A 25,799-nucleotide genomic window follows, 5' to 3' on the forward strand; every position below is an offset into this window, starting at 1 on the left:
AGATCTATAAACTGAAATTGCTGGGAACGAAGGAGGTTGCTTCGTTTCCCACAATTTCAGAAATGTGTTTAAAATATTACAAAATGTTATCTATTTGGTATAGCCTGGATTTTGAGTTAATAAGCCGTTTAAGAGCATTTCACTTACAGGAATTGGATACAATGATTTATAAGCTACCCATGTTCCACCTTTATATTTTTCTGCCTCGATCATTATTGCGTCCATAGTAGATGACCTTTTTAGATCGAACCATCGATGCCCCCATTCTGTGAACAGCTCTACTCGGCGTTCGTTTAATATGATTGGCTTCAATTGATCTTTTGTAAGTGAAGAGGAAAGATCAGGTAACGGATTTGGAATATCTGCCGTAACTGCTGCCCTTGAACGGGCCCGCAATGCATTAAGATCATCTACCGCACCAGTGGTATTGCCTTGTTCGTTTCTGGCTTCTGCCCGAATTAGGTATTGTTCAGCGAATCTTAATACAATAGGATATTCTTCTAAATTTGCAGAACCATCCAGGTAGTTCCTTTTGTACTTTGAAACATAGGGATATACAATTCCACTAACCGTAGTACTGTCTGTCCATTTGTTTTTTCGATCATCTCCAGGTTCAAAACTTTTCATAAACGAAGCTGATAGGTAACTTGGCTGTGCGTCCGTTATTCCTTGGTCTGTTATCGTATACAAGTACGCCTCAAACGTGTTATACCCAAGGTTTACAGACTGTAAGGCCCAAATTGTTTCCTTGCTATTTGCCAAAAAAGTACTATTTAAATCGGTAAAAGCGTATTGTTCAGATTGAGCAATAACTTTTGCAGCGGCAGCTTCTGCCCCTGCATAGTTTTTTTGGTAGAGAAATACTCTTGCCTGTAATGCATTAACAGCAGCCAAATTTGGCCGGAGCCGTTTAGTAGTTGTCGTTACTGCATCCCCACCTACATAAGTATTATCCAGCAACCCTTCGGCCTTGCCAAGGTCTGTTACGATCTGATCGTATACACTTGACACGCTATTCCTAGCTACCCTTATATTTGCAGTATAATCTGAAGTTAATATTAATGGCACATCCCCATAAAGGTTAACCAAATAAAAATAACAGAAGCTACGCAAAAAATAGGCTTCCCCAAGCAGTCTTTTATTGACAGCTGGTGTGAGATTTTTATTATCTGTTAATGCTTCGATCGAGCTATTAATAGTATACATCAGGGTGTATATATTGTTCCAATATGAATTGCTTCCGGAAAAAGAATAGGTTGGATCGACAAAATTTTGATACCAAGGGCTGAGATCCGTTCTGCTATCTGGGTTGATCACTAAATTATCGGCAGACAATTCAGCAAAGAAGCAAGTACCTCCAATATTATAGCCAAAAATATAGTTGTTTGACATTTGGCCATAAATCCCATTGACAACCCCAGCAGCATTCAAATCGCTGGTAAATGCGCTCTCTGTACTCGTTTTATTGATTGGCGTATCAACCGTATTAAATTTTTCACATCCGGAAAGCAATAATGGAGCGAAAAAAGCAATTAGTTTTTTATATTTTGTTTTCATTGAGTTTGGAATTAAGAATTTGTATTAGATACCCACCTGCAAGCCAATTGTGAACACCCGTAGGGGCGGAAGCCTGAGCAGTGATTTTGTTTCAGGATCCGTACCTATAAAATTGGTGACCGTAAACACATTTTGTCCTTGCAGATAAATACGTGCATTGGAAATCTTGGCACTACTTAGCAATTGAGCAGGTAAGTTGTAAGAAAATGAAAAGTTTTTTAGGCGCAGATAGGAAGCGTCGCTTCGCCCGGCATCACTGTCATAAGCAGCCGCGTAAGAGGTGTAAATTTCTCCTGCATTAACCGTTACTTTTTGAATGTCTTTTACGTCACCCGATTTTTGCCAATGATCAGCAACTATAGCAGGCTGGTTGGATACATTTGTACCCGGGAGGTTTCCAAATCGGTAATTCTGTGCCTTTTGTCTTACGTATTGCAACATAATATCTAATTGAAACCCTTTGTATTGAAAGGTATTGTAAAAACCACCATACCATTTAGGATTAGGATCAAAGAGAATAGTTCGATCAGCTGAGGTATTTGGTGCCGACGTTTTTTCACCTTTACTGTTGATGTATTCATACAAACCCGTTGTTGCATTTACGCCTGCGTACTCAAAAAGATGGTAGATATTAATTGGCTGACCAATGACGCGGGCGCTTGCATCAGTGCTAACTTTCAAATTTGGATATTCCAGCAGCTTGTTCTTGTTCGCAGTGAAATTAACAGAAGCATGCCAATTGAAGTGCTTCATCTTAATAACACGGGCATCCAATTGTGCTTCTAAACCAGAATTTTGAACTGTGGCAGGAGAATTCCGCTGAATGTATGGAAAACCGGTAGTTATAGGGAGTTGGTTAAGTATAAGTTGATTAGAAGAACGATTACGGTACCAGTTCACTCCTAAACTGATACGGTTCTTTAAAAAGCCAAGATCCACGCCTAAATTCAATTTCTTGGTTTCTTCCCATTGTAAATATGGATTGGAAATGCTTGTCGGAATAAGACTGGGAGCATCTTGATATGGAATATCCAGTGAGAGATTATCCAGTGTGCTTAAATATCCATAATCATCAATCTGATCGTTTCCAGTAGTTCCATAGTTGGCCCTTAGCTTACCTTGGCTTAACCAGGGTAAAGTTTCTTTTACTATATTTTCATCTCCAAACAGCCAGGCACTACCTATTGCATAAAAATTATGGAACTTCCTATTCGCTCCAAAGCGGCTGCTGCCATCCCTTCTGGCAGTAAAATTCAAAATGTACTTATCATCCAGACGGTAATTCAGGCGACCAAAAAAAGCACTGTATCTATATAAGGACTGATAAACGTTATTTATCGTTATAGTGGTCGCCGCTTGCAAATTTGCCAGTTTATCATCATCAGCATAACCTCTGCCAGCTTGCCAAAGTGCATCATACTTATTTTGCTGAAGGGTACCTCCTAATAACGCATCGAACCTGCCTATTTTTGTATCCTTCACGTAAGTGAGCTGCGGTTCGATGATCCAGGTAGCAGCGGTTTTATTGAGATAACTTGCGGATCTGGTTACAAAAGGATAATGAGGCGGCAGTAGTGTAGAGGGAGATATGGAAAGTTCATCTATCACTAATTTGGTATATCCCATACTTCCTTTCAATTGCAAGCCAGGTATGATTTCGTAACTGATGGTATTGTTGGCGACCAGATTAGTAGTATTGCCTGTAAATTTTGCGAATGTAGAAAGGATCGGATTATTTGAAAAAGTGTAATTGTTCGGGTTACTAGGCAAAATGCCCCAATTTACCGTACCGTCCGAAAGGTAAATATCCGGAGCATTTGGTGCCAATGTTAGCGCGACACCCATTAAGTCGGATTTATTCAATTGATTTTTGTCTTGTAGATAAGTCCCGGTTAGTAAATATTTGAACTTGCTATCGCGGGAACTATGATTCAGATTAAAATGGATATTGCCTTTCAAATCGGCCTTATTGTCGTTATATACAGTTGATTGTCTATTGTAATTGTATCCTACTAAAAACTGGGTATAATCAGTACCTCCTGATACAGATGCCTGTATGTCTGTAAAGTGAGCGGTCCCGCCCACTAGTACTTTTTGCCAGTCAGTATATTTATTTTGATCATAGACAGTGAGATCATAATTTGAACTATTAGGATTTGGCGTATTGGCTGATGTTGGGATAGGTCGCCCTGCGTTTACATAAGCCTCCTTACGTAAATCAAGATACTGCTGTGTGTTTAGCATTTTGAGTTTATGATCGATCTGGCCCCAGCCATTACGGGCATTGATGTTCACCTGTGTCTTTCCGGACTTGCCCTTTTTTGTGGTAATCAGGATTGCGCCATTGGCTGCGCGTGAACCATAAACAGCAGTCGCATCTGCATCTTTCAGTACACTGATGCTTTCGATATCAGCCGGGTTAATAAAATTAAACATACTTGACCCTAACGAACCACCATTAATTGCACCACCCATTAAATTCCCTGCGGCACCAGGAAATGCTGGATTGTATGGAACACCATCTATAACATATAATGGCCCATTTGCATTTGATCTTAAACTGTTCAATCCTTGTATATTTACGTCTACTCCACTAGCAGATACACCAGACTGTTGATTCACGAACAATCCCGGAACTCGCCCTTGGAGTGCCAAGAGTGGATTAGTAACTGGTTGATCAGCGATTTCCTTTGCTGTTACCGAACCAATGTTACTGGTACTGTATTTTTTCTTAACCTCTCCATAAGCGATTACCTGAACAGTGTTCAAATCTGCATCTACTTCTCTGAGTACGATAGTTTTAATAATTCCGTTTTGATAAGGTACAGTAACGGTTTCATGGCCCAGCATTCTAATAAGCAGTGCTCCGCTTTCTGGTACATTGTTTAAAGTAAAGTGGCCATTTTGGTCTGTACTGGTGCCTTGGTTGGTGCCTTTGAGCAGCACAGTAGCTCCTTCTAGCGGCTTGCCGTCCTGGTCAAGCACGGTACCGGTCAGGTTATGTGGCTGATCTGTGGCCTTACCGGGTTCTGTTTTTTTTTCTTCGACCCTGGGTGTTATAATAATAAACTTATTCTCTACAGTATAGGTAAAAGGCTGATCTTTAAATAGTTTTTGTAGCGTTTCTTCAATAGTAGCTGATTTGAGAGTAATGGTTACTGGTTTGGCATTGTTGAGGTCTGCAGTAGCACCGGTAATGAATCCTAAGCCGGTTTGCTTCAGGATGGATTTCATGACCTTGCTAAAGGGAGCATTTTTATACTCTAGCGTCACCCGTTGCTGTGAATAGGCAGTAGCTGACACTTGCAGATTAAAAATGATTATAAGTAGTACGGTGAGTTTCATCACTACAATACATTTTTTTAGTTGCTGGCTGGAAGATCCGCTTTTTGGCAAAATAAAGCGCATACCTTTACCAGTATGAATTTGAAAATTCATAAATTTGTGTTTAGTTGGTTTTAGATATTGTTACTACTCTCTGTGGTGCATGGTCATAAAAGCTGACTTTGCCGGATTCCAACCGTTAATTGGGATTCGGTTTTTTTATGCCACGGTTTTTGGTTGATGTTGTTTTCTAAGCTGTTTTTATCTGAGATATTTTAACTCCCCATCTTTTAATTGAATTTTTATACCAGTACCCTTCTGTATACCCTGGAGTACTTGTTGTAAGGTGAATGTTCTGGGAAACTGACCGCTTATGCTGGTGTCTGGAATATCGGCAATGTTTACCTCTACTACATACCACCTGCTGATTTGCAAAAGAGCCTCCCGAAGCGACAGTTGTGTAAACACAAAATTGCCGTCTTTCCAGGCGGTAGCTTCTGATGCATCAATTTCCTTTACCTGAAATCCGCTTGATAAAAGCAGTGCTTGTTGATTGGGTTTTAACAACTGACGGATGCCAGTTATTGTTGAGGGATGAAGAAGTAATTCTACACTGCCTTCGGCAAGTGTAGTTTTTTGAATTTCGCCGGGGTAGGCACTTACATTAAAATGTGTACCTAATACTGTTAACTGTTGTTCTCTGGTTGATACAATAAATGGTCTTTTGGGATCTTTGGTGACTTCGAAGTAGGCTTCGCCAACCAGGTTTACTTTTCGTTCTGAACCAGCGAAACGGGAAGGGAATTCTAAGTAGCTTAATGCGTTTAAAAAAACGCGCGTTCCATCGGGGAGAATCAATTGATATTGGCCTCCTGCAGGTGTGTTAATCTTGTTGAAACGTTCAGATTTGGTATTGCGATAGACTCCCTCCGTTTCGCTGTGTTCTTGATAGCTTACTACGCCATTGCTGGCGCTGTTCGTGATCAGCACGCCACTAGGTAAGGTAGCTACCGTTCCGTTGCTGGCGCTGTCCAGTCTGATCGTTTTTCCATCTGCCAGGGTGAGTACTGCGCTGTTCCCGCCTGGCTTTATATCAATAACAATTTGGTTTTGAGGTGTAGTTTTATGGATGAAGAGGTAATATGAACCCCATGAAATGCCAATGGCAAGCAGGATTGCTGCCGCATATTGTAAAATAGGAGTGTAGTTGCTTTTCTGACGTTTAATGCCGAGCCTGTTCCAAATTTCTTTTTTGGTGGCCTCATATGCAGGAATCATACCCGCTTCAGGAGTATTCTCGATATAATCCAGAATCCAGCTTTCTACCCATGCGGATTCAGCCGGTGTGCAGCTGCCTTCCCGGTACTTTCGGAATAAATCTAATATCTCTTGATCATTCATCTGACAATCGTATATAGTTGGTACGCTACAGACTATAACGGTTCTGCTAATCCGTACTCATAGATTGGTAGAAAATATTTTTATCCGATTATAATCTATTGAACCATAGGATGGTAGACATGAGCTGAAGAAAAAACATACAGGAGAGCCTGGAACGTAGTTTGTTCAGGGCATTGTACACCTGGTTTCTCACGGTTCCTTCAGACACGCCTATACGGTCAGCAATCTGCTGATGGGTAAGGTATTGCTTGCGGCTCATTTCAAAGATGGTGCGCATCTTGGTAGGCAGGTTAGCTATTTCTTTTTCAATCAGCCGTTTGAGTTCGTTTTCTCTTACCTGATTTTCTGTAACGTTTTCTCCCCGGTTGTAGAAGTCCCTGAAAGCTGCAATGTAGTTAATACGCACTTTTTGGTGGTCGTATAAATCCAGTATGTTGTGCAGCACACTGGTATAGAGGTAAGAACGGATAGATTGGTTGTACAATCCACCCATTTTTTCATACAGTTTCACAAACACTTCCTGTATTACGTCTTTTGCCTGATCATCATCGCGAAGGGTTCTACGTGCAAAGTTGTAGAGTATCCCCCAATAGCGGGTATAAATTTCTTCAAATGCACAGTCATCTTCCAGAATTAATAACTCTGTAAGTTGAGCATCAGAATAAGATTTATAATTGGATCTCATGTACTTAAATGTATTGCTGTGGCTTCTCCACCTGACAATCGAAGCCTAAGTTATATACTTAGAATGCTAAAAACAAATATCTTGATAAAGATATATCAGAAGGATCAGATTGATCATCTATCGCAATGACATAAAATTAGGCTTTATCGCCTCGGGAATGGTTAATAACAAGTTAATATTGGGGCCAATTATTCAATATTGCACCAGGTGAATATCCAGGCATAAAAACTCCCGGGCATTATCCGAACGTAGCTGGAAAATCCATATTGAATCCTATTGCAGGATAAAACCCTTTCAGGCAAAAATCCCCCCACCAGGTAAAAAAAATTTGTTTAAAATAAAATAAGTGTTAATTTGATACTTATTATCCACGTGCCATAACACTACATTGCAAACATTTAAGATCACCGAGCTTTGGGACTGCATGAGGGCGGGAGATGTGAATGCATTAAAAGAGTTGTATAATTCATTTTATAACAACCTTTTTTCTGCAAATTTCTCTATTTGTACACATCGGGATATGGTAAAAGACAGTATTCATGAAGCCTTCATGAGTATCTGGGTGAATCGCGACAAACTTCCGCCAGTAACTTCTGTTGGCGGCTACCTCAACACCTGCGTACGTCGAAAGGTAATTGATGCTTTAAAGAAAGAATCTCAGCTTGAAACCGCCTTCTTAGGGATGGATGCCGGACAGGAACTTTCATATGAGGAAGTCATTATTGCTTTTCAGGAGCAGGAAGCAGTCCGTAAAACCCTTAAAGAAGCGCTTTCCTATTTAACCAATAAACAAAAAGAGGTAATCCGCTTACGTTTTTTTGAAAATAAAAACTACGAAGAAATTGCGCAACTGATTGGTTGCGAGCAACGTACGATCTACAATTGCATATATGAGGCAGTTAAACGTCTCAGGCATCACTTCTCCACCAAACATATTTCTTAAAAAATCTTAAAATTTTACGGTAAAAAACGCTGGTTCTTCCGTCTTACTATTAAGTAAACCACGGAATGAAGGACTATTTATTATACCACGTTGTGGATTTCATCACAGATGAGTCATATCTACGTTATTATTATAGGGACAATGAAGAAGATATTAGATTTTGGTCAGAATGGATAATACTTCATCCTGAAAAACTGGACATTATTATATCAGCCAACAATTATATTGATGCCTTCTCCGTGCGGATTTCCGAATCTGAATTTCAGAAAGAACAGCAACGCCTTGCCTATGCATTAAATGCCCTTTCATTGGATAGCGATTTATGCCACAATGAAGAACCGGACATAGCTGTTAAACCACGAAAATTCAGAAGAAGAATAGCCGGTGCCCTGGTCTTTGCAGCAATAGGTGCTATTGTGTATATAGCCTTGCCGAAATCTGCTTCTCTTGAGTCAGAAAAGGTGACGATGATAGAAAAATACGTCCCCAAAGGTCAGTTCGCAAAAATTACACTTCCCGATAGTTCAGTAGTAGAGCTGAATGCTGATAGTAAGTTGACATATCCGTCGAAATTTACAGACTCCTCAAGGGAAGTGCAACTAACTGGCGAAGCGTTTTTCAACGTGCAACAAGATCCGCAACATCCATTCCACGTAATCACCAAAAACCTCACTATTACCGTACTCGGTACTTCTTTCAATTTGCAGTGTTACCCGGATAAAGGCCAGGCAAAGGTGGCATTGGTCACGGGTAAGGTTGGGGTGAACACTGAAGACAAACAAACAATAGAATTAACACCTTCCGAAATGGGCGTTTTAAATATGTCAGATTTATCGCTCAGGAAAAAGAAGTTCGATATAAATGAAGAAACAGGATGGAGACAGGGCATTGTCGTATTTAAGAATGCAGATTTTAAGGAGATAGCCGACCGCTTTGATAAGATGTACAATATCCGGCTAATAAATCTAAGCCATAAAAAGGAGTTCAGATTTAATGGATCATTTACCAGAATCTCAGCACAAGAACTAGTAAAAAGTATTTGCCTGTCAAAACAACTTTCATTTACAACCAACGGAAATGTAATAACGATTCACTAAATATTCCTAACACTAAATGAACAATGCCATGAGTAGACTAGCTATACTCAGAGGGAAAGTATTGCATGTACTTTTCCTAATGATAGCGATTTCCCTGTATTACAATGCAAAAGCCGGACCTGTTGAGAGAGATCAGGATTATATTGGCACTATTGTTAAACTGAATAAAAAGAAGTTTTCATTAGCTGAACTTTTTACTATCGCGGAAACGCAGACCGGTGTGAGGTTTGCCTATGATGCTTTGGAATTGAATGTAAATGAGTCAGTAGAAGTATCGGCTAAGAAACTCAAATTAAAAGAACTTCTTTCCGAAATAAATAAACAATCTGGCGCTTCTTTTGAATGGTCGAAAAATATAGTTACAGTAATACCGCCTCAGAAGAATCAGAAGAATACTACAGCAGCTCAACCACAAACAGAAGTGAGCGGAAAAGTGGTTGACAAAAATGGACAACCTGTTTTTAAAGCAGTGGTTTTAGTAAAAGGAACTAGTATAGGCACAACAACTGATGAAAATGGCAAATTCAAAATTAATGCGAAGCCAGGTGATGTGTTAGAAATCAGGTATGTTGGTTACCAAAACGTTGAAATAAAAGTGACGAATACCTCAGACATCACAGTAGTGTTGAATGAATCTAAAGTAACATTGAACGATGTAGTGGTGGTTGGTTATGGTACACAAAAGAAAGCAAATTTAACAGGCGCTGTTGGAGTAGTTAAAATGGAAGATATGGAAACCCGGCCATTAACGAATGCCGGTATGGCCCTGCAGGGTACCGTTGCTGGTGTATATGCGCTGCAAAATTCAGGAAAGCCGGGTGATGATGGCGCTGTCATTGATATACGTGGTGTAGGTACATTTGGTGATAATTCTCCACTGGTATTAATAGACGGAGTTCCTGGAAATATAAACGATGTTAGTGCAAACGATATCCAGTCCATGTCTGTGTTGAAAGATGCGGCTTCATCTTCCATTTATGGTAGCAGGGCTGCTAATGGCGTAATTCTGGTGACTACTAAAAAAGGCACTGTCGGAAAATTAAGAATTAATTATAACGCCTATATCGGCACACAAAGCCCAACCAGATTACCGAAGGTCTTAAACTCTGTTGACTATACAACACTGTATAATGAGGCATCTTTAAATTCAGGAGGTGCAGTTGTATATACTGATGCTACCATTCAGAAATATGCGGCACATAATGATCCGATGTTCCCGGACATCGATTATTTTAAGGTATACTATGGAGATGCGTCCACCCGGAATCATCGCCTGAGCCTTGCAGGTGGAACTGATAATATTAACTATGCATTAATGGTTGGTCAATTGAACCAGAATGGTGTGCTTGTAGGGACCAATTATAAGAAGACAGACTTCCGCTCAAATATTGATGCCTATTTCTTAAAAGATAAAAGGTTAAGAGTTTCATCAAAATTAGCCGGTAATCTTGGTGTTAAAAATGAACCTACAGATCTGTGGAGTGCTGAATGGTATGCATCGCTTGCGCCTATTCATCCCTTACAAAACGCAAATGGACAATGGGTGTCTGTAAATGGAGAACGGAATTTCTATGGTGAAATTAAAGAAGGAAGCACCGCACAAACAAAACGTTACAATTTCAGCGGACAAATAGAAGGTGAATATAAGATCCTGAATGGCTTAAGCGCCCAGATTACTTACGGATATAATGTGACTTCTTCAAAGGCGAATGCTTTCCATGCAAATGTAACATTGTATAATGAAAGTGGTACTACCACTGATTTAGCTTCCAATTTAACCGTTACCGATGAAACAGATGTTCAGACATTAATGACTTCACTCTTAAAGTATAACAAGGCGATCGGAAAACATGAGTTTAATATACTCGGAGGTTATTCCGAAGAGGAATTCACTTATGACTGGGAAAGCGGTTACCGTGCCAACTTCGTTAATAACACGCAGCGGGTACTTAGCCTCGGAGATGCTTCTACACAAACCAATAATGCAGGCAGTTACGATCTTGGATTGCGTTCCTATTTTGGACGTATCAATTATAATTTCGACGGCAAATATCTGTTTGAAGCAAATATCAGAAGAGACGGTTCATCCAGGTTTTCTCAGGGAAATCAATGGGGCACATTCCCTTCTTTTTCCGGAGGCTGGGTAATGTCAAAAGAAAGATTTATGGAAAAGCTGGACTGGCTTAGCCATCTTAAATTGCGTGCTTCATGGGGTAGATTGGGTAATCAAAACATAAACACTTATTACAACGGAAGCGATATTTTAAGCTCAGGACAGAACTATTCTCTTGGTGGTACTTTATATTCAGGAGTAGCTGTTACTGCTATGACCAATAAACAGTTGACCTGGGAAACTGCTCAACAGCTTGACTTTGGTGTGGATCTGGTTATGAAAAATGGTTTTGAATTTACTGCAGACTATTTCGACAAGAGAACAAAAAACTTATTGCTGATTCAACCTATACCGCTTACAATGGCATTATCTGCACCATATGCAAATGCCGGAGAAGTACAGAACAAGGGTATAGAAGCATCTCTGACCTACAGAAAGGAGTTTTCAAATGGTCTTAAATTGAGAGGAACTTTGAATGCTTCTCATATAGTAAATAAAATAACCAGTATGAATGTTGCTGAGCAGCTTACTTCTCCTAAAGCGATTAAAGTAGGTGCTGCTATCAATTCATTCTATGGGTATAAAATGGACGGAATTTACCAGATCTCCGATTTTACCTGGCAAAACAACAGCGATCCTACAGTAGCATACGCCGATCGCACTTACACGATGAAACCCGGAGTAGTAAAGGTCTCTAACTATACAGCGCAACCTGGTGATATCAAGTATAAAGACCTGAATAAGGATAACGTAGTTGATATGAATAATGACAGGGAAATAATTGGAAGCCAGTTTCCTGATCTTACCTATGCCTTCAATTTCAATGCAGAATGGAAAGGATTTGATGTTGGTTTCTTCTTACAAGGGGTTAAGGGTATTCAGGGATATACTTACTATGAGATAGCTTCTCCATTCAGTGGTTTTGCTAATATGGGCTCATGGTGGCTTAACAGATGGACACCACAAAATCCATCTAATACTTTACCACGACTGACCCTGGACGGTGTCCGCAATGGCATTCATTCATCTTTTTACATGGAAGATGCGTCGTATTTACGTCTGAAAAATGTTGAACTGGGTTACTCCATAAGTCCAAAGATTCTTTCCCGTGCGGGTATCAAATCGCTCAGACTTTATGGAAATGTGCAAAATGCCTTTACCATTACCAAATTCAAAGGTTTTGATCCTGAACAGACAGTTGGTCAGACCAGAGCTCAGGCCTTCCCGCAGGTTCGCGTAATGACGATGGGTGTAAATGTTAATTTTTAATTGAACAGTTATGAAGAACTTACATAAAATCACTTTTCTCCTTTCAGTATTGCTTTTTACAGGTTGCTCAAAGGATCTTTTGAATAAAACGCCAAAGGACCAACTATCGCCTTCTACATTCTTTCAGAATGAGACACAATGCAAAATGGCCCTGATAGGCATTTATAACGCTATTCAGCCCAATGCCACACCGGCACATTTTTATCAGTTCGACTTTATGTCGGATAACGGTTATTGCCAGGATTCATGGCAGGGATCGAAAGAAGTGGGTGAGTGGCTTACAAACTCCTCAAGTTGGGCGCCCTATGCTAAATGGACGCAGGATTATAACATCATATCAAGAGTCAACGAATTTCTTCAGGACATTACCACTGCAACCGTAAGTGATGATATAAAAACAGCCATGTCTGCCGAAGCTAAATTTTTGAGAGGTTATGCTTATGGTGACCTGATCGCTTATTTCGGGGATGTTCCGCTTATTACGAAAGTACTGGCATTATCAGATGCTTATGTGTCAAGAAGTGCTAAAGCTGACGTGCTTACTCAAATTATTTCAGACTTTAATGAAGCAGCAGCAGCTCTTCCTGCTTCCTATTCAGGAACAGATGTTGGTCGTGCTACAAAAGGAGCTGCACTTGCTTATAAAGCAAAAGTTTTGCTTGCAAACCAAAAATGGACGGATGCTGCACAGGCAGCCCAGGATGTTATAAATCTTGCAGCGTACGATTTATACCCCGACTATGCAGGCACATTCACTGAAGCCCATGAAAATAATATAGAGGTTATTTTTGATATTCAATATATCCCTACAACACAGGCTCAACCATGGCCATCGGCAGCCTTGTCGCTTACCAGCTGGCCCACAGCAAATGTTACGGCCGACCTGATTAATTCTTATTACATGCAGAATGGATTGCCGATTACGGATGCAGCCTCAGGTTATGATGCGCAAAATCCTTTTGTGAATCGTGATCCACGATTAGCTGCATCAGTGGTGTTACCAGGTTCGCAATTCGGTTCAGGAACATTTATACCTTCCCTCGATCAGGTGCCTTGTGGTGCAAGACCACGTAAAAATGCCAGTATTGGTATTGCTGATGTTAATAATTGTTCGCTGAACACGATTTTAATGCGTTATGCTGATGTATACCTGATGCGTGCAGAAGCACTTATCGAATCAGGAAGTACAGATCAGGAAATTTATACTTTGATTGATAAAGTCAGAGCCAGGGTAAATATGCCAACAGTGGAAGCTGTTGAAGGAACAGGATTGAATCAGACCCAGTTAAGGGCTATTGTACGACATGAAAGGAGAGTAGAATTTTATAATGAAGGAACACGCTATGCTGATATGTTAAGATGGCAGGATGCTTCCCTGGTGCACGATGTTTATGGCTACGATAAATCCTTACTTTCAGATCCTTCAAGCTCTGCAACATGGACCTTTAAACAGGTTAAAATGGAAACGAGGACTTTCGATGCAACAAAAGCATGGTTGTGGCCCGTTCCCCAGGGTGATATTGATATAAATAAAAATCTGTTGCCAAATAACCCTGGCTATTGATTTTTGAGTGCCCTGCAAAACCCTTTCATTTTTATTGTGATGGTGCATTCGCACCATCACAATAAAAATGCTCTTTGACCCAAATAAATCAAGCTGAGCCCCTACAGTATTGTATGTATTAGTTTATTCATTCCACACATAAATACAATCCACATGAAAAACAACATCTTTGTTCTGTTAATTTGTTCACTGGCAGTTTTGGCCGGTTGTTCAAAGAAAGAAACGGTTTTACAAAAACCACTTTCTACTTCTGTTGCAGTGGCAGGTACCGCTACTGCAAATACAAATGGTTTCCGGGGGATAAACTGGGCAGACCCTAACGGTAACGAGGCCCCCTCAAGAGTAGTCACACCCAGTGGCTTGACATCTACAATAACAGCAACAAATGCGGCTATTGTTGCAAAGCGTATTTCTGATTCTTTAAAAGCAAGCGGTGGTACAACAATTCGAATGCCGATCACCCCTCTAACCGCGAGCAATTCCACTTATTGGCCGGTATATCAGGCGGCTATTAATGCAATTGTAGCGAACGGCTGTAATGTGGTTCTTTGTTACTGGCCAGACGGAGTGCATCATGTGCCCGACACTACACAATGGTACACGATGTGGAAACAGGTTGACACTGTTTATAAGAACAATGGATCTGTATATTATGAACCCATAAACGAACCTGTAGATTATTCAGGTACTGATTTATGTAATCTGTATGCCAATTTCCTGAATACACTTCATCCTGTTTCCTGGAAATGTATTTTAGATGGTACCGGATATGCGGGAGAAGTAATCACCGTAGGGAATGATAGCCGGTTAACCAGCCATTATCTCGGGCTTCATTGCTATTGGTGGTTTTATGGATCGTATAACGTATGGTCAAGTTACTATAATATAGTATCAGGTAAAGTAGGCTCATATGCAGCAAGAACTGTTATTACGGAAATCGGTGTTGAAACATACCGTAATGTTAGTTTCTGGTGGCAGTGGGATACGGGAGTATATGAAGACCAGGCATTCTTAACAGGAGGTTTGGCATATTCAAAAGATAATCAGATGGGGACTATCGCCTGGTCAGGTGTAAATGATATTGACACATATCGCTGGTATGTATCAAACACGAATGTTACAGAGGTGAACCCGGGTTGTGCTAACATGTTCAGATGGGCATGGGGGCTTAGTACCGCACCAAAATGGCAGGGGCCAATTGCTGATGGAAGAATTAAACTAAAGAACCGGGCCAGCGGCCTTATGCTCGATAACCTGGGCAGCACAACAGACGGTGCAACTGTAGCACAATGGGCTGATGGTACCAGCGCCAATCAGCAATGGAATCTGAGCTATACAGCCGGTTATTATACATTAAGTTGCGTTACCGGAAAAAACTGCCTTGACGTAGGCAGTAATACTACCGACGGTTCTGCTGTTCTGCAGAAGGCCTTAAGCTTTAGTAATACCAGCCAGCGCTGGTCAATTGTTTCTGTTGGAAGCGGTTACTATAAAATAATTAACCTCGCTACCGGTAAATGTCTTGATACAGGTGGTCTAACGGCTAATGGCTCGGGTATGCAACAATGGTATAGTGGTTCAAGCTATAACCAACAATGGTCAATCGTTGTACTATAATTTATAATAAAGATAATTTTTGGGTATTGCAGGGCGAAGCCCTGCAATACCCTTTTAATTTTTATGTGATGGAGCGAAGCCCCATCACATAAAAATTGCTCTTTGAGACTACCTGAAACATATCATCCTCTTTTCCTTTATATTTGAAGTATACCAACTCAATCTTACAAAAAGTCTCACGGATGAAAGAAGTATTTATAGTTTCAGCAGTACGCACGCCCATAGGCTCTTTTAACGGTGCATTGGCCGCTTTACCCGCTACACAATTAGGGGCTATCGCCATCAAGAATGCACTGGAAAGGGCAGGAGTGGCAGCCTCAGAAGTCAACGAAATTTACATGGGCAATGTACTCAGTGCAAACCTGGGGCAGGCACCGGCCAATCAGGCCAGCATTTACGCAGGTGTACCTGTAAATGTTCCCTGTACAACCGTTAATAAAGTATGTGCCTCCGGTATGAAAGCGATCATGCTCGCCGCACAGAGCATCATGCTGGGTGATAACGACCTGGTAGTGGCAGGTGGCATGGAAAGCATGAGTAACGTTCCCTATTACCTGGATAAGGCCCGTAACGGCTATCGCCTGGGACATGGTGCTGTTACCGACGGCATTATCCGCGATGGTCTCTGGGACCCTTACAAGGACTTCCACATGGGTAACGCCGCAGAACTCTGCGCCACAGAATACAAGATCTCCCGCCAGGACCAGGACGAATACGCTATTCAAAGCTATCGCCGGGCAGCTACCGCCACAGAAAGCGGTTACTTTAAAAACGAGATCATTCCCATAGAAGTACCAGGCAAACAGGTAGTGACGGTTACCGAAGATGAAGATTACAGGAAAGTCAACTTCGATAAGATCCCAACCCTTAAACCTACTTTCCAGAAAGATGGTACCATTACCGCCGCCAATGCTTCCAACCTCAACGATGGAGCAGCAGCGGTAGTACTGGTAAGCGGTGAAAAGCTGAAGGAACTGGGATTAAAGCCACTGGCAAAGATCATCAGTTTTGCTGATGCTTCACAGGCCCCGGAATGGTTTACCACCACACCCGTAAAAGCCATCAATAAAGCATTGGCTAAAGCCAGACTGACAGTAGCCGATATGGATTTTGCAGAGATCAACGAAGCATTTTCCTGTGTACCTATCGCCAACGAACGCGATTTGGGTATGGAACCCGGCAAAGTGAATGTATGGGGCGGAGCAGTAGCAATGGGGCATCCTATTGGTTGCAGCGGTGCCCGTATCGTAGTTACACTCAACTTCATATTACATCACAACAAGGCCCGTTATGGCGTTGCTGGTATCTGTAATGGCGGAGGTGGAGCCAGCGCTATCATTATTGAAAGAATATAAATAATTACTGATGCAGGCTGATGATGGTATCGATCCGGTTCCCCAGTCTGCCTGCATCTTCCATTGCCCTGAATTGCATACGAACACTGTCTTTACCGGTTTTCTCCATTTTAAGTCCGCGGATGCCATAAGGCACATCAAATCGGGTATTTTTTTCAAATAACCAGTATTTATCTTCTACCAGGCTATAATCAGGTTCCCTGTTTAAAATCTCTACGGTTTTAGCCTGCAAGGCATAATCATCATCTATTTTATAAGATTCCAGATGGCCATCGGCCAGCAGCCCCAGTCCCATTACCACGGTAAAAAGACGCAGTGGTGGCAGCAGTAACCCAAATATCAGCAGGAAAGGAAAACCAAAGAAGCAGGTGAGATAGGCAAACTTGCCGGAAGTATCCTGTGGCGTTAGCCCATACAGTACAATCCCCGAACCTGCATAGAATGTAAAGAATACCCGCTCCGTATAACTACCCTTAAACCCATATCCGCTGATCAGTAGCAACAGGCATAAAGCAGCAAAGAAGAGGAATACGAAGTGGAAATACCAGAGTAAACCGGTGATCATAGGTACTTTCACCTTTTTTATCTTGCAGGAAATGGCTGCCAGGAAACAACCGGATAGGACAGTAATGGTAAACATAGGACAGGATATTACTGCTAATATATATTATATTTTAAATATACAATGATAGATTTTTGGGTGCAGGACGAAGCCCTGCAAAACCCCCTCAATTTTTTGTGATGGTGCGAAGCACTATCATAAAAAATTGCTCTTTGACCAAAATTTGATCAAAATAAATCAAACTGAGTCGCTACCCCCTAAACATTTCCTTTGCTTTTTCACCAACAAACGATAATTTTGCCCCTGCCTTTATAGAAAGGTGTTTTTAAACTTTCAAACTTTAAGAGTAACAGCATGCGTCAGATAGCTTTCAGACAAGCATTACGAGAAGCCCTGCAGGAAGAAATGCGCCGTGACGAGCGGGTTTTCCTGATGGGAGAGGAAGTAGCCGAATACAATGGGGCCTATAAAGTTAGCCAGGGAATGCTGGACGAATTTGGGGCTAAGAGAGTAATAGATACACCTATTGCCGAGCTGGGATTCACTGCAATCGGCGTTGGTGCCGCACAGAACGGTCTTCGCCCGGTACTGGAATTCATGACCTGGAACTTTGCGGTATTAGCACTTGACCAGATCCTGAATACAGCCTCTAAAATGCTGGCAATGAGTGGTGGACAGGTAGGTTGCCCTATCGTTTTCCGCGGACCAAATGGTTCTGCCGGTCAGCTGGGTGCACAACACTCTACCGCTTTTGAAAGCTATTATGCTAATATCCCCGGTTTAAAAGTAATATCAGTTTCTAACCCATACGACGCTAAAGGTTTGCTGAAATCAGCTATCCGTGATAACGACCCGGTTGTTTTCATGGAAAGCGAGCAGATGTACGGTGAATTAGGTGATGTACCTGAAGAAGAGTACCTTATCCCTATCGGTAAAGCTGATATCAAACGTGCTGGTAAAGACGTAACCATCGTTTCTTTCAACAAAATGATGAAAGTAGCTTTGGGTGCAGCAGAAGAACTGGCTAAGGAAGGTATTGAGGCTGAAGTAATTGACTTACGTACTATCCGTCCGCTGGACTGGTTTACTATCCTGGAATCAGTAAAGAAAACCAACCGCCTGGTGATCGTGGAAGAACAATGGCCATTCGCCAGCATCTCTTCCGAGATTTCTTACCGTATCCAGAAAGAAGGTTTCGACTACCTGGATGCTCCAATCCGTCGTATCACTGCTGTAGATGCTCCTATGCACTACGCGCCTAACCTGGTGAAACTGTACCTGCCCGATATCGAGCGTACCGTGAAACTGGTAAAGGAAGTGATGTACATGAAGAAATAAGTGTAACACACTATAAAAAGGAAAGGCCCGCTGATATCAGCGGGCCTTTCCTTTTTATACGTTAATGCGAGGCTCCTTCCTGTCTCCGTCTACTCTCCGTCCACTCTCCGCCGTATTAACCGCGCACTTTTACATCATCCAAACAAGTCCGAAGACAAATACCGGTCTCCCCGGTCGCAGATAATACAAACAATAACCCCCTTATCCAGTTCTTTAGATATCCTCTGAGCTGCTGATACAGAACCACCACTGCTCATCCCACAGAATACGCCTTCCTCACGTGCCAGGTGCCTGGTCATATCACGGGCTTCTTCCTCAGATATATCCATCGTCCTGTCTACCCTCGATTTATCAAAGATTTTAGGAAGATAAGCTTCCGGCCATTTCCTGATTCCCGGGATCTTAGATCCCTCAGTAGGCTGACAACCAACGATCTGCACATTCTCACGCTGCTCCTTCAGGAACTTAGATACCCCCATAATCGTACCGGTAGTACCCATCGCACTCACAAAATGGGTAATAGTACCCTGTGTATCCCGCCATATCTCAGGACCGGTTGTCTTATAGTGCATGTTGTAGTTATCCGGATTGGCAAACTGGTTCAGCATCAGGTAACCACCCTTTGCCACCTGCTCATTGGCATAATCAATAGACCCTTCCATCGATGCCTCTTTCGGAGTCAATATTACTTTAGCGCCAAAGGCTTCCATGGTCAGTACCCGCTCGCGGGTAGCATCTTCGGGCATTACCAGTTCTATCTCCACACCAAACAGGCTGGCAATCATCGCCAGCGCAATGCCTGTATTCCCGCTGGTCGCCTCTATCAGCTTAATCCCGGGCGTAATTTCCCCACGGTCCAGCGCCCCTTTGATCATGCCATAGGCGGCTCTGTCTTTCACACTGCCACCGGGGTTGTTTCCTTCTAACTTAGCGTAAATCGTTACATTGGGGTTTGCGCTGATATGTTTCAGAGCCACCATGGGCGTATTGCCCACAAGATCTAATATTGAAGCCATCACAAATTAATAACTGTTTTCAATGAAATTCATACTGCCATCCGCCTTGTAATACACACGGCTGAATGGGGCAGTACTTTTAATTAACCACACATTGCCACCTATCACGCTATGATGACCTACTACGGTATCTCCGCCCAGGATCGTAGCCCCGGCATAAATCACTACATGGTCTTCTATGGTAGGATGTCGTTTACTGCGTGCCATATCCTTGTCCACACTCAGCGCTCCCAGGGTAACGCCCTGGTAAATCTTTACATGAGACCCGATAATGGTGGTTTCGCCTATCACGATACCTGTACCATGGTCCATGCAGAAATAAGGAGCGATCACTGCCGCCGGATGAATATCAATGCCGGTACGGCTATGCGCCTGCTCCGTAATCATACGGGGCAGTAACGGAATGTGCAGCTTGTGCAGGGTATGTGCTATACGGTAAAAGGCAATGGCCGCAAAACCGGGATAAGCGCGTATCACCTCATAGAGGCAGGTCGCAGCCGGGTCTCCCTGGTAAAGCGCTTCCGCATCTTTTGTAAGGGCATCATAAATAGCAGGAGCATGAGACATGAATTCCTGGCTCAGTTGTACAGCATCAGCAGGCAATTGTGACTGCATCGGTTCCAGCAGGTGTTGCAATTCTACCTGCAGCATATGCGCATATTCCTCTACCAATACAATATCGGGCATCACTTTGCCCATATATTCGGGAAATAACCAGTTAATGAAATTGTTCGCAAATTCGTTCACCGCCGCTGTAGGAGGGTATGCAGTTGCCATGGCAAGCAGATGCCTCCTCTTTAATTCTTCTAAAAGTTGTTGCATATGCAAGAAATTACAGGATATCTTCTTTCAGATATTGAAATTACGCATTAACCGTGATAAAGTAGCTTTAGTTCATCGGTTTGATGGAATAATCGATGTTAAACTAATCAACTAAATCTCCTAAATTTGCCTGTTGCTTACTAAAATAACGATATGGCCAACATTCTGATAATTGATGATGAAAAAAGTATTCGTAAAACTTTATCCGAGATCCTTAGCTACGAAGGCTATAAGGTAGATGAGGCTGCGGATGGTGCAGAAGGATTTAAGATGTTTAAGGAAAAGCAGTATGATGCTATTCTGTGCGATATCAAGATGCCTAAAATGGACGGGCTTGAATTCCTTGAAAAAGCAAAGGAGACAAACCCGGATATTCCTATCATCATGGTATCCGGCCACGGTAATATTGATACCGCTGTTGATGCGGTAAAGAAAGGGGCCTACGATTATATCTCCAAACCCCCGGACCTGAACCGCCTGCTTATCACATTGCGTAATGCAATGGATAAGACTACATTGGTGACAGAAACCAAAACACTGCGCCGTAAGGTGAACAAAACGCAGGAAATGATAGGAGTCTCTGCACCTATCGTCAAAATAAAAGAAACCATCGAAAAGGTAGCGCCTACCGATGCCCGTGTACTGGTAACCGGTGAGAACGGGGTAGGTAAGGAGCTGGTTGCCCGCTGGCTGCACGAACGCAGCAGCCGTGCCAGTGGTCCTATCGTTGAGGTGAACTGTGCCGCTATCCCAAGTGAACTGATTGAAAGCGAACTGTTTGGCCATGAGAAGGGTTCCTTCACATCTGCCGTAAAACAACGTATCGGTAAATTCGAACAGGCCAGCGGTGGTACACTGTTCCTGGACGAAATCGGCGATATGAGCCTCAGCGCTCAGGCTAAAGTACTCCGGGCTTTACAGGAAGGTAAGATCACCCGCGTAGGTGGAGATAAGGAGATCAGTGTGGATGTACGCGTAGTAGCTGCGACTAACAAAGATCTGTTGAAAGAGGTAGATGAGAAGAACTTCCGCCTCGACTTATACCATCGCCTCAGCGTGATATTGATCCACGTTCCTTCTCTGAATGAGCGTCGCGACGATATTCCCCTGCTGGTTGAACATTTCCTGGAAAGCAGCTGCCAGGAGTATGGCATGGCCCGCAAAACCATAGAGAAAGATGCTATGAAAGGACTGCAACAGCACAACTGGTCGGGTAACATCCGCGAACTGGGTAACGTAGTAGCAAGACTGGTCATCCTGTCCGGCAAAACGATTACAGCAGAAGATGTATACGACTATGTAGTCCCGGTAAGAGATAAGAAAGGGGTAAATGCATAAACACATTTACCTCATCAGTGGGATGGGTTCGGATGAACGCATTTTCAGATACCTGCGTTTCCCGGAAGGGTACACCGTACACCATCTCCACTGGTTACCTACCATTCCCGGCGAATCTATTGCAGATTATGCCACCCGGATGGCAGAAGGTATTGAACACGATAACCCATCCTTACTGGGTGTCTCCTTCGGAGGCATGATAAGCCTGGAAATTGCCCGCCAGCGCCCAATAGATAAAGTCATTTTAGTAAGCAGTATCAAACATACCCGCGAAAAACCCGGCTACTTTGGCTGGGTAAAGCGACTGGGCCTGCTTTCCCTCCTCAGGCTCCCTGATAAACTCCTTTTCGGGCGCAGGACCTTCATCGTAAAACACTTCCTGAATATAGAAACAGAAGAAGACAGGCAGTTGATGAACGACTACATGCAAAAAACATCCTACGACTATATGCGCTGGGCTATCCCCGCTGTTATCCATTGGAAAAACGACTTTATCCCGTCTTCCCTTATCCATATCCATGGCAATAAAGACCTGCCTTTCCCTGTCCGCAATGTAAAACCTACCCATATCATTGCCGGTGGCGGCCATTTTATGGTCCATAACCGCGCAGCACAGATCAATGAGATCCTCAATAAAGAATTGCTCCCCTGATTATCAGAATGATAATCATATTAATAATTACAATATGTCTTACTAATTAACCTTAATTTAGTTGCCACATTGTTAGCCACTAAAAACCTATACGATGAGAGTAATTCGCCTTAAGCTGGGGAACGTAGGCGTTTCTATAAAGAAAAGCAGTAAAGACCTGGTCATTGCTCAACTGAAGAATGATCAGATACCATTTATCGTGAAAGAAGGAGTGGCAGAACCACTTTCAGTACCGCCTACCCTGGATAATCAGTTGCTCATGCACCTCACATGGGCCATTACCCATTATTTCGGATGTAAAAAAAACGACTAAATCAATATAATCCACTTATTTTAGCAAAACTTTTGCAAGGCATTAATGTGCTTGTAGACAGTAGAATATTATATTTGTTCTTTTAAAATATCTTAAACAAATCTTAATGAACCTGGCTTTTTGGAAGAGAAACAAAGAGGGTCAGCCAAAGAAGAAGAAATCTGCCGTAAGAGAGTGGTTTGATGCTGCTATATTCGCAATCATCGCTGCTACCTTGATACGCACTTTTATTTTTGAGGCGTACACAATTCCTACCCCATCTATGGAAAAAACTTTGCTGGTGAACGATTTTCTGTTCGTTAGCAAGATCAGTTACGGACCCCGTGTTCCGATGACACCCCTGGCAGTTCCTTTTACACACCATACCCTGCCCTTCACTAAATATTCAAAAGCCTATTCAGAAGCTGTTAAATGGAAATACCGCCGTTTACCCGGGTTTTCAGATGTACAACGCTACGATGTTGTGGTGTTCAACTTCCCCGAAGGCGATACTGTAGCCCTGGAACAACAGGAACAGAGCTACTATCAGTTGATCCGTTACCAGACCAGGGAAACCGTTTGGGAACAGAATCATGTGGTATCCCGTCCCGTAGATAAAAGAGAAAACTATATAAAACGTTGTATGGCTGTTGCCGGAGATACTATCAGCATTAAAGATGGTGTAGTATTTATCGATGGAAAACAGGCGCCTATCCCTCCGGGAAGTGAACGTAAATACTGGGTGAGAACGAATGGAGATGAGTTAAACTCTTCCAGGCTGGATGAACTGGATATCGACCCCTCTCCGGAAGGACGTTACGATTCAAGCAAATTCAAATACAACCTTACAGCAGAAGCAGCATCTACGCTTAAATCATGGCCGGTTGTTACAGAACTCAGACCATACGTAAATCAGGCTTCCATGCTGGTGGATGTATTTCCGCACGATACTGCCCGTTACAAATGGACAGAACACAACTTCGGTCCTCTCTGGATCCCTAAAAAAGGGGTTACCATAAAAATAGACAGCAACAATATTGCTATCTATGACCGCATTATCCGTGTATACGAGGAAAATACAATGGAAATCAAAAATGGTCAGATCTACATCAACAACAAACCAGCTGATTCATATACTTTCAAAATGAATTACTACTGGATGATGGGGGATAACCGTGATAACTCACTGGATTCCCGTTACTGGGGCTTCGTTCCTGAAGATCACGTAGTAGGTAAAGCCTGGCTGATCTGGATGAGCTACGGTAAAGGCAGCATCCGCTGGAGCCGCCTCTTCAAAGCAATTAAATAACTACACAAATAGTAGCTGCGAATTACAAATGATGAATTACATCATTTGTAATTCGTATTTTTATTTTATGGACCCACGCAAATACTCCTCATTCGAATATCTCTCTTACCCGGATAGCTCGGCCCTTTCTTCAGAAGACCTGCATCTGTTACAGGAAGCAAGGAATGTAACCGCACAGGCATATGCACCCTATTCAAAGTTTAATGTAGGCGCTGTAATCAAGCTTTCTAACGGAATACTTGTGCATGGCACCAACCAGGAAAATGCCTCTTTCCCTGCAGGTATCTGCGCCGAACGCGTAGCCTTGTCTGCCGCCTCTTCCATTCAACCCGGAGTTGCTGTGGACACCATCGCTATCAGCTATCATAACCTGAACGGCAGCAGTGATGCGCCCATTTCTCCATGTGGTATCTGCCGGCAATCACTCTCCGAACAGGAAAACAGGCAGCATCAACCTATTCGTCTTATCATGGGCGGCCAGACCGGCCCCGTATATATCATCCAGACAGCCAGGCACTTATTGCCCTTCGGGTTTTCTTCAGAGGATATGAAATAATATATAACATAAAATTTAACTACATTGTGGTGTCTCGACAACCCACTATGCTAAAAGTTCCTATTCTGTGTCTGCTATTTCAGGCATTTTTTATTACGCCATCTGCTTTTGTCTCTCCGGGCAATAAAGTCAATGCACTATATAGCAATAAGGCCAAAGCACTGTATAAAGAAGGGATGCTTTGCATCAAATCCGGCCGTCTCAGTGCAGCAGAACAATGCTTCAGCGCTGCTATCCGGAAGGACAGCGGGTTTACAGCGGCTTATCTGCAGCTGGGTAATGTCTACGTATTAATGCACGATTTACCTGCCGCCAAACAACAGTTCCGGCAGGTACTGCAACAGGCACCTACACAGCCGGAAGCCCTCAGCTCCCTGGCTAACATCTTCTTCGAACAGCAGGACTATGAAGATGCGCTCAACTATGCAGAACAGGCCTGTCAGGCAGGAGTCTCGCAGATGACACGCCTGAAAGCATTGTGTTATTACAAACAGGGACAACAGAAGAAAGCAATTTCCATATTGCTGGAAGCACAAAAAGAAACACCTGCCGATGCAGGCATCACCTATACACTGGCAGGTTTTTATTTCAACACTAAAAACTTCCCCGCAGCGGTAACTGCCTTTGAACTGGCTGCCGCCAAGGGCTATCCTGCCAATGCAGATTTTCACCTGAACACAGGCACATCCTACTTACAAATCAAACAAACAGAGATAGGTATCCGTCATCTGGAAGCATGCCTTACCCTGCGCCCTGATGATACACAGGCCCTACAGGCCCTCGCACATAACTATTATAGCAGCAACAACTACGGTAAAGCCATTATTTACTGGAACAGGTTACTGTCATTACAGCCAGCCAACGCATTCGCACGTTTCATGCTGGGAAAATCATATATCGGTAACGGCGAATCCGCCAAAGGTGAAGTACTTTGCGACAACGCACTTATATCTAATTAAAAAGGGGGCCGCCGCAGGCATTCCCTAAAT

Annotated in this window: 20 protein-coding genes; 13 read left to right on the forward strand and 7 right to left on the reverse strand. The window is 42.6% G+C overall.

The annotated features are described in order from the left end of the window. Positions 1–90 precede the first annotated feature (90 nt). The 4 genes from BMW86_RS18240 to BMW86_RS18255 all read right to left on the reverse strand — a co-directional run bounded on the left by BMW86_RS18240 (position 91) and on the right by BMW86_RS18255 (position 6,967). Positions 91–1,557 carry a RagB/SusD family nutrient uptake outer membrane protein gene (locus BMW86_RS18240; RefSeq protein WP_089783146.1) on the reverse strand — a complete coding sequence of 489 codons (1,467 nt, stop codon included), beginning with the start codon at positions 1,555–1,557 and terminating at the stop codon, positions 91–93. A gap of 24 nt (positions 1,558–1,581) precedes the next feature. Next, positions 1,582–4,995 (reverse strand): SusC/RagA family TonB-linked outer membrane protein, encoded by a 3,414-nt coding sequence (locus tag BMW86_RS18245; RefSeq protein ID WP_089783147.1) that lies wholly within the window; start codon positions 4,993–4,995, stop codon positions 1,582–1,584. 147 nt (positions 4,996–5,142) lie between these two features. Then, positions 5,143–6,282 (reverse strand): FecR family protein, encoded by a 1,140-nt coding sequence (locus BMW86_RS18250; RefSeq protein WP_089783148.1) that lies wholly within the window; start codon positions 6,280–6,282, stop codon positions 5,143–5,145. 88 nt (positions 6,283–6,370) lie between these two features. Next, a complete protein-coding gene (locus BMW86_RS18255; protein WP_089783149.1) occupies positions 6,371–6,967 on the reverse strand; it encodes an RNA polymerase sigma factor in 597 nt (198 codons plus the stop codon). A gap of 388 nt (positions 6,968–7,355) precedes the next feature. Here BMW86_RS18255 and BMW86_RS18260 point away from each other — a divergent pair, with 388 nt between their 5' ends. From BMW86_RS18260 to BMW86_RS18285, 6 genes are all read left to right on the forward strand, one after another. Then, positions 7,356–7,910 carry an RNA polymerase sigma factor gene (locus tag BMW86_RS18260; RefSeq protein WP_143056613.1) on the forward strand — a complete coding sequence of 185 codons (555 nt, stop codon included), beginning with the start codon at positions 7,356–7,358 and terminating at the stop codon, positions 7,908–7,910. 65 nt (positions 7,911–7,975) lie between these two features. Further along, positions 7,976–9,007, forward strand: coding sequence for a FecR family protein (locus BMW86_RS18265; protein WP_089783151.1), 1,032 nt, complete (start codon positions 7,976–7,978; stop codon positions 9,005–9,007). Between the two features lie 28 nt (positions 9,008–9,035). After that, positions 9,036–12,389: a SusC/RagA family TonB-linked outer membrane protein gene (locus tag BMW86_RS18270; protein ID WP_177189300.1), complete on the forward strand. Its 3,354-nt coding sequence runs from the start codon at positions 9,036–9,038 to the stop codon at positions 12,387–12,389. Positions 12,390–12,399: 10 nt separating this feature from the next. Beyond that, positions 12,400–13,953, forward strand: coding sequence for a RagB/SusD family nutrient uptake outer membrane protein (locus BMW86_RS18275; RefSeq protein ID WP_089783153.1), 1,554 nt, complete (start codon positions 12,400–12,402; stop codon positions 13,951–13,953). A 153-nt stretch (positions 13,954–14,106) separates the two neighbouring features. Further along, positions 14,107–15,570, forward strand: a complete 1,464-nt coding sequence (locus BMW86_RS18280) for an RICIN domain-containing protein (RefSeq protein ID WP_089783154.1) — start codon at positions 14,107–14,109, stop codon at positions 15,568–15,570. Positions 15,571–15,752: 182 nt separating this feature from the next. Further along, positions 15,753–16,925, forward strand: a complete 1,173-nt coding sequence (locus BMW86_RS18285) for an acetyl-CoA C-acyltransferase (RefSeq protein ID WP_089783155.1) — start codon at positions 15,753–15,755, stop codon at positions 16,923–16,925. 4 nt (positions 16,926–16,929) lie between these two features. Here the strand turns inward: BMW86_RS18285 and BMW86_RS18290 are convergent, their stop codons facing one another. Continuing rightward, positions 16,930–17,565 (reverse strand): hypothetical protein, encoded by a 636-nt coding sequence (locus BMW86_RS18290; RefSeq protein WP_143056614.1) that lies wholly within the window; start codon positions 17,563–17,565, stop codon positions 16,930–16,932. A gap of 276 nt (positions 17,566–17,841) precedes the next feature. Here BMW86_RS18290 and BMW86_RS18295 point away from each other — a divergent pair, with 276 nt between their 5' ends. Continuing rightward, the gene (locus BMW86_RS18295; protein ID WP_089783157.1) at positions 17,842–18,825 is read left to right on the forward strand and encodes a pyruvate dehydrogenase complex E1 component subunit beta; all 984 of its coding nucleotides are present in this window, start codon (positions 17,842–17,844) and stop codon (positions 18,823–18,825) included. Positions 18,826–18,959: 134 nt separating this feature from the next. Here the strand turns inward: BMW86_RS18295 and cysM are convergent, their stop codons facing one another. Together cysM and BMW86_RS18305 are read right to left on the reverse strand one after the other, a co-directional pair. Then, positions 18,960–19,841 (reverse strand): cysteine synthase CysM, encoded by an 882-nt coding sequence (gene cysM / locus BMW86_RS18300; protein WP_089783158.1) that lies wholly within the window; start codon positions 19,839–19,841, stop codon positions 18,960–18,962. A gap of 6 nt (positions 19,842–19,847) precedes the next feature. Further along, positions 19,848–20,663: a serine O-acetyltransferase gene (locus tag BMW86_RS18305; RefSeq protein ID WP_089783159.1), complete on the reverse strand. Its 816-nt coding sequence runs from the start codon at positions 20,661–20,663 to the stop codon at positions 19,848–19,850. A 153-nt stretch (positions 20,664–20,816) separates the two neighbouring features. Here BMW86_RS18305 and BMW86_RS18310 point away from each other — a divergent pair, with 153 nt between their 5' ends. The 6 genes from BMW86_RS18310 to BMW86_RS18335 all read left to right on the forward strand — a co-directional run bounded on the left by BMW86_RS18310 (position 20,817) and on the right by BMW86_RS18335 (position 25,769). Beyond that, complete coding sequence (locus BMW86_RS18310) at positions 20,817–22,001, forward strand: sigma-54-dependent transcriptional regulator (protein ID WP_089783160.1); 1,185 nt, start codon at positions 20,817–20,819, stop codon at positions 21,999–22,001. Then, on the forward strand, positions 21,994–22,653 hold the full coding sequence (locus BMW86_RS18315; RefSeq protein WP_089783161.1) for an alpha/beta fold hydrolase: 660 nt from the start codon (positions 21,994–21,996) through the stop codon (positions 22,651–22,653). The genes BMW86_RS18310 and BMW86_RS18315 overlap by 8 nt, the downstream gene beginning before the upstream one ends. A gap of 94 nt (positions 22,654–22,747) precedes the next feature. After that, the gene (locus tag BMW86_RS18320; RefSeq protein WP_089783162.1) at positions 22,748–22,966 is read left to right on the forward strand and encodes a hypothetical protein; all 219 of its coding nucleotides are present in this window, start codon (positions 22,748–22,750) and stop codon (positions 22,964–22,966) included. A gap of 106 nt (positions 22,967–23,072) precedes the next feature. Next, positions 23,073–24,254 (forward strand): signal peptidase I, encoded by a 1,182-nt coding sequence (gene lepB / locus BMW86_RS18325; protein ID WP_089783163.1) that lies wholly within the window; start codon positions 23,073–23,075, stop codon positions 24,252–24,254. 67 nt (positions 24,255–24,321) lie between these two features. Then, a complete protein-coding gene (locus tag BMW86_RS18330) occupies positions 24,322–24,810 on the forward strand; it encodes a cytidine deaminase (RefSeq protein ID WP_089783164.1) in 489 nt (162 codons plus the stop codon). 47 nt (positions 24,811–24,857) lie between these two features. Then, entirely contained in the window at positions 24,858–25,769 is a 912-nt protein-coding gene (locus tag BMW86_RS18335; protein WP_089783165.1) for a tetratricopeptide repeat protein, read from the forward strand. Positions 25,770–25,799 lie beyond the last annotated feature (30 nt).

The sequence above is a fragment of the Chitinophaga sp. YR573 genome (genome assembly GCF_900110995.1).
Classification (GTDB): Bacteria; Bacteroidota; Bacteroidia; order Chitinophagales; family Chitinophagaceae; genus Chitinophaga.

Bases quoted from the DNA above. Each gene is read 5' to 3' on its own strand.
- BMW86_RS18290 (WP_143056614.1), bottom strand. From the start codon at position 17,565: ATGTTTACCATTACTGTCCTATCCGGTTGTTTCCTGGCAGCCATTTCC.
- BMW86_RS18250 (WP_089783148.1), bottom strand. From the start codon at position 6,282: ATGAATGATCAAGAGATATTAGATTTATTCCGAAAGTACCGGGAAGGC.
- BMW86_RS18270 (WP_177189300.1), top strand. From the start codon at position 9,036: ATGAGTAGACTAGCTATACTCAGAGGGAAAGTATTGCATGTACTTTTC.
- BMW86_RS18305 (WP_089783159.1), bottom strand. From the start codon at position 20,663: ATGCAACAACTTTTAGAAGAATTAAAGAGGAGGCATCTGCTTGCCATG.
- BMW86_RS18245 (WP_089783147.1), bottom strand. From the start codon at position 4,995: ATGAATTTTCAAATTCATACTGGTAAAGGTATGCGCTTTATTTTGCCA.
- cysM (WP_089783158.1), bottom strand. From the start codon at position 19,841: ATGGCTTCAATATTAGATCTTGTGGGCAATACGCCCATGGTGGCTCTG.
- BMW86_RS18310 (WP_089783160.1), top strand. From the start codon at position 20,817: ATGGCCAACATTCTGATAATTGATGATGAAAAAAGTATTCGTAAAACT.
- BMW86_RS18255 (WP_089783149.1), bottom strand. From the start codon at position 6,967: ATGAGATCCAATTATAAATCTTATTCTGATGCTCAACTTACAGAGTTA.
- BMW86_RS18315 (WP_089783161.1), top strand. From the start codon at position 21,994: ATGCATAAACACATTTACCTCATCAGTGGGATGGGTTCGGATGAACGC.
- BMW86_RS18320 (WP_089783162.1), top strand. From the start codon at position 22,748: ATGAGAGTAATTCGCCTTAAGCTGGGGAACGTAGGCGTTTCTATAAAG.
- BMW86_RS18275 (WP_089783153.1), top strand. From the start codon at position 12,400: ATGAAGAACTTACATAAAATCACTTTTCTCCTTTCAGTATTGCTTTTT.
- lepB (WP_089783163.1), top strand. From the start codon at position 23,073: ATGAACCTGGCTTTTTGGAAGAGAAACAAAGAGGGTCAGCCAAAGAAG.
- BMW86_RS18285 (WP_089783155.1), top strand. From the start codon at position 15,753: ATGAAAGAAGTATTTATAGTTTCAGCAGTACGCACGCCCATAGGCTCT.
- BMW86_RS18240 (WP_089783146.1), bottom strand. From the start codon at position 1,557: ATGAAAACAAAATATAAAAAACTAATTGCTTTTTTCGCTCCATTATTG.
- BMW86_RS18265 (WP_089783151.1), top strand. From the start codon at position 7,976: ATGAAGGACTATTTATTATACCACGTTGTGGATTTCATCACAGATGAG.
- BMW86_RS18330 (WP_089783164.1), top strand. From the start codon at position 24,322: ATGGACCCACGCAAATACTCCTCATTCGAATATCTCTCTTACCCGGAT.
- BMW86_RS18295 (WP_089783157.1), top strand. From the start codon at position 17,842: ATGCGTCAGATAGCTTTCAGACAAGCATTACGAGAAGCCCTGCAGGAA.
- BMW86_RS18335 (WP_089783165.1), top strand. From the start codon at position 24,858: ATGCTAAAAGTTCCTATTCTGTGTCTGCTATTTCAGGCATTTTTTATT.
- BMW86_RS18280 (WP_089783154.1), top strand. From the start codon at position 14,107: ATGAAAAACAACATCTTTGTTCTGTTAATTTGTTCACTGGCAGTTTTG.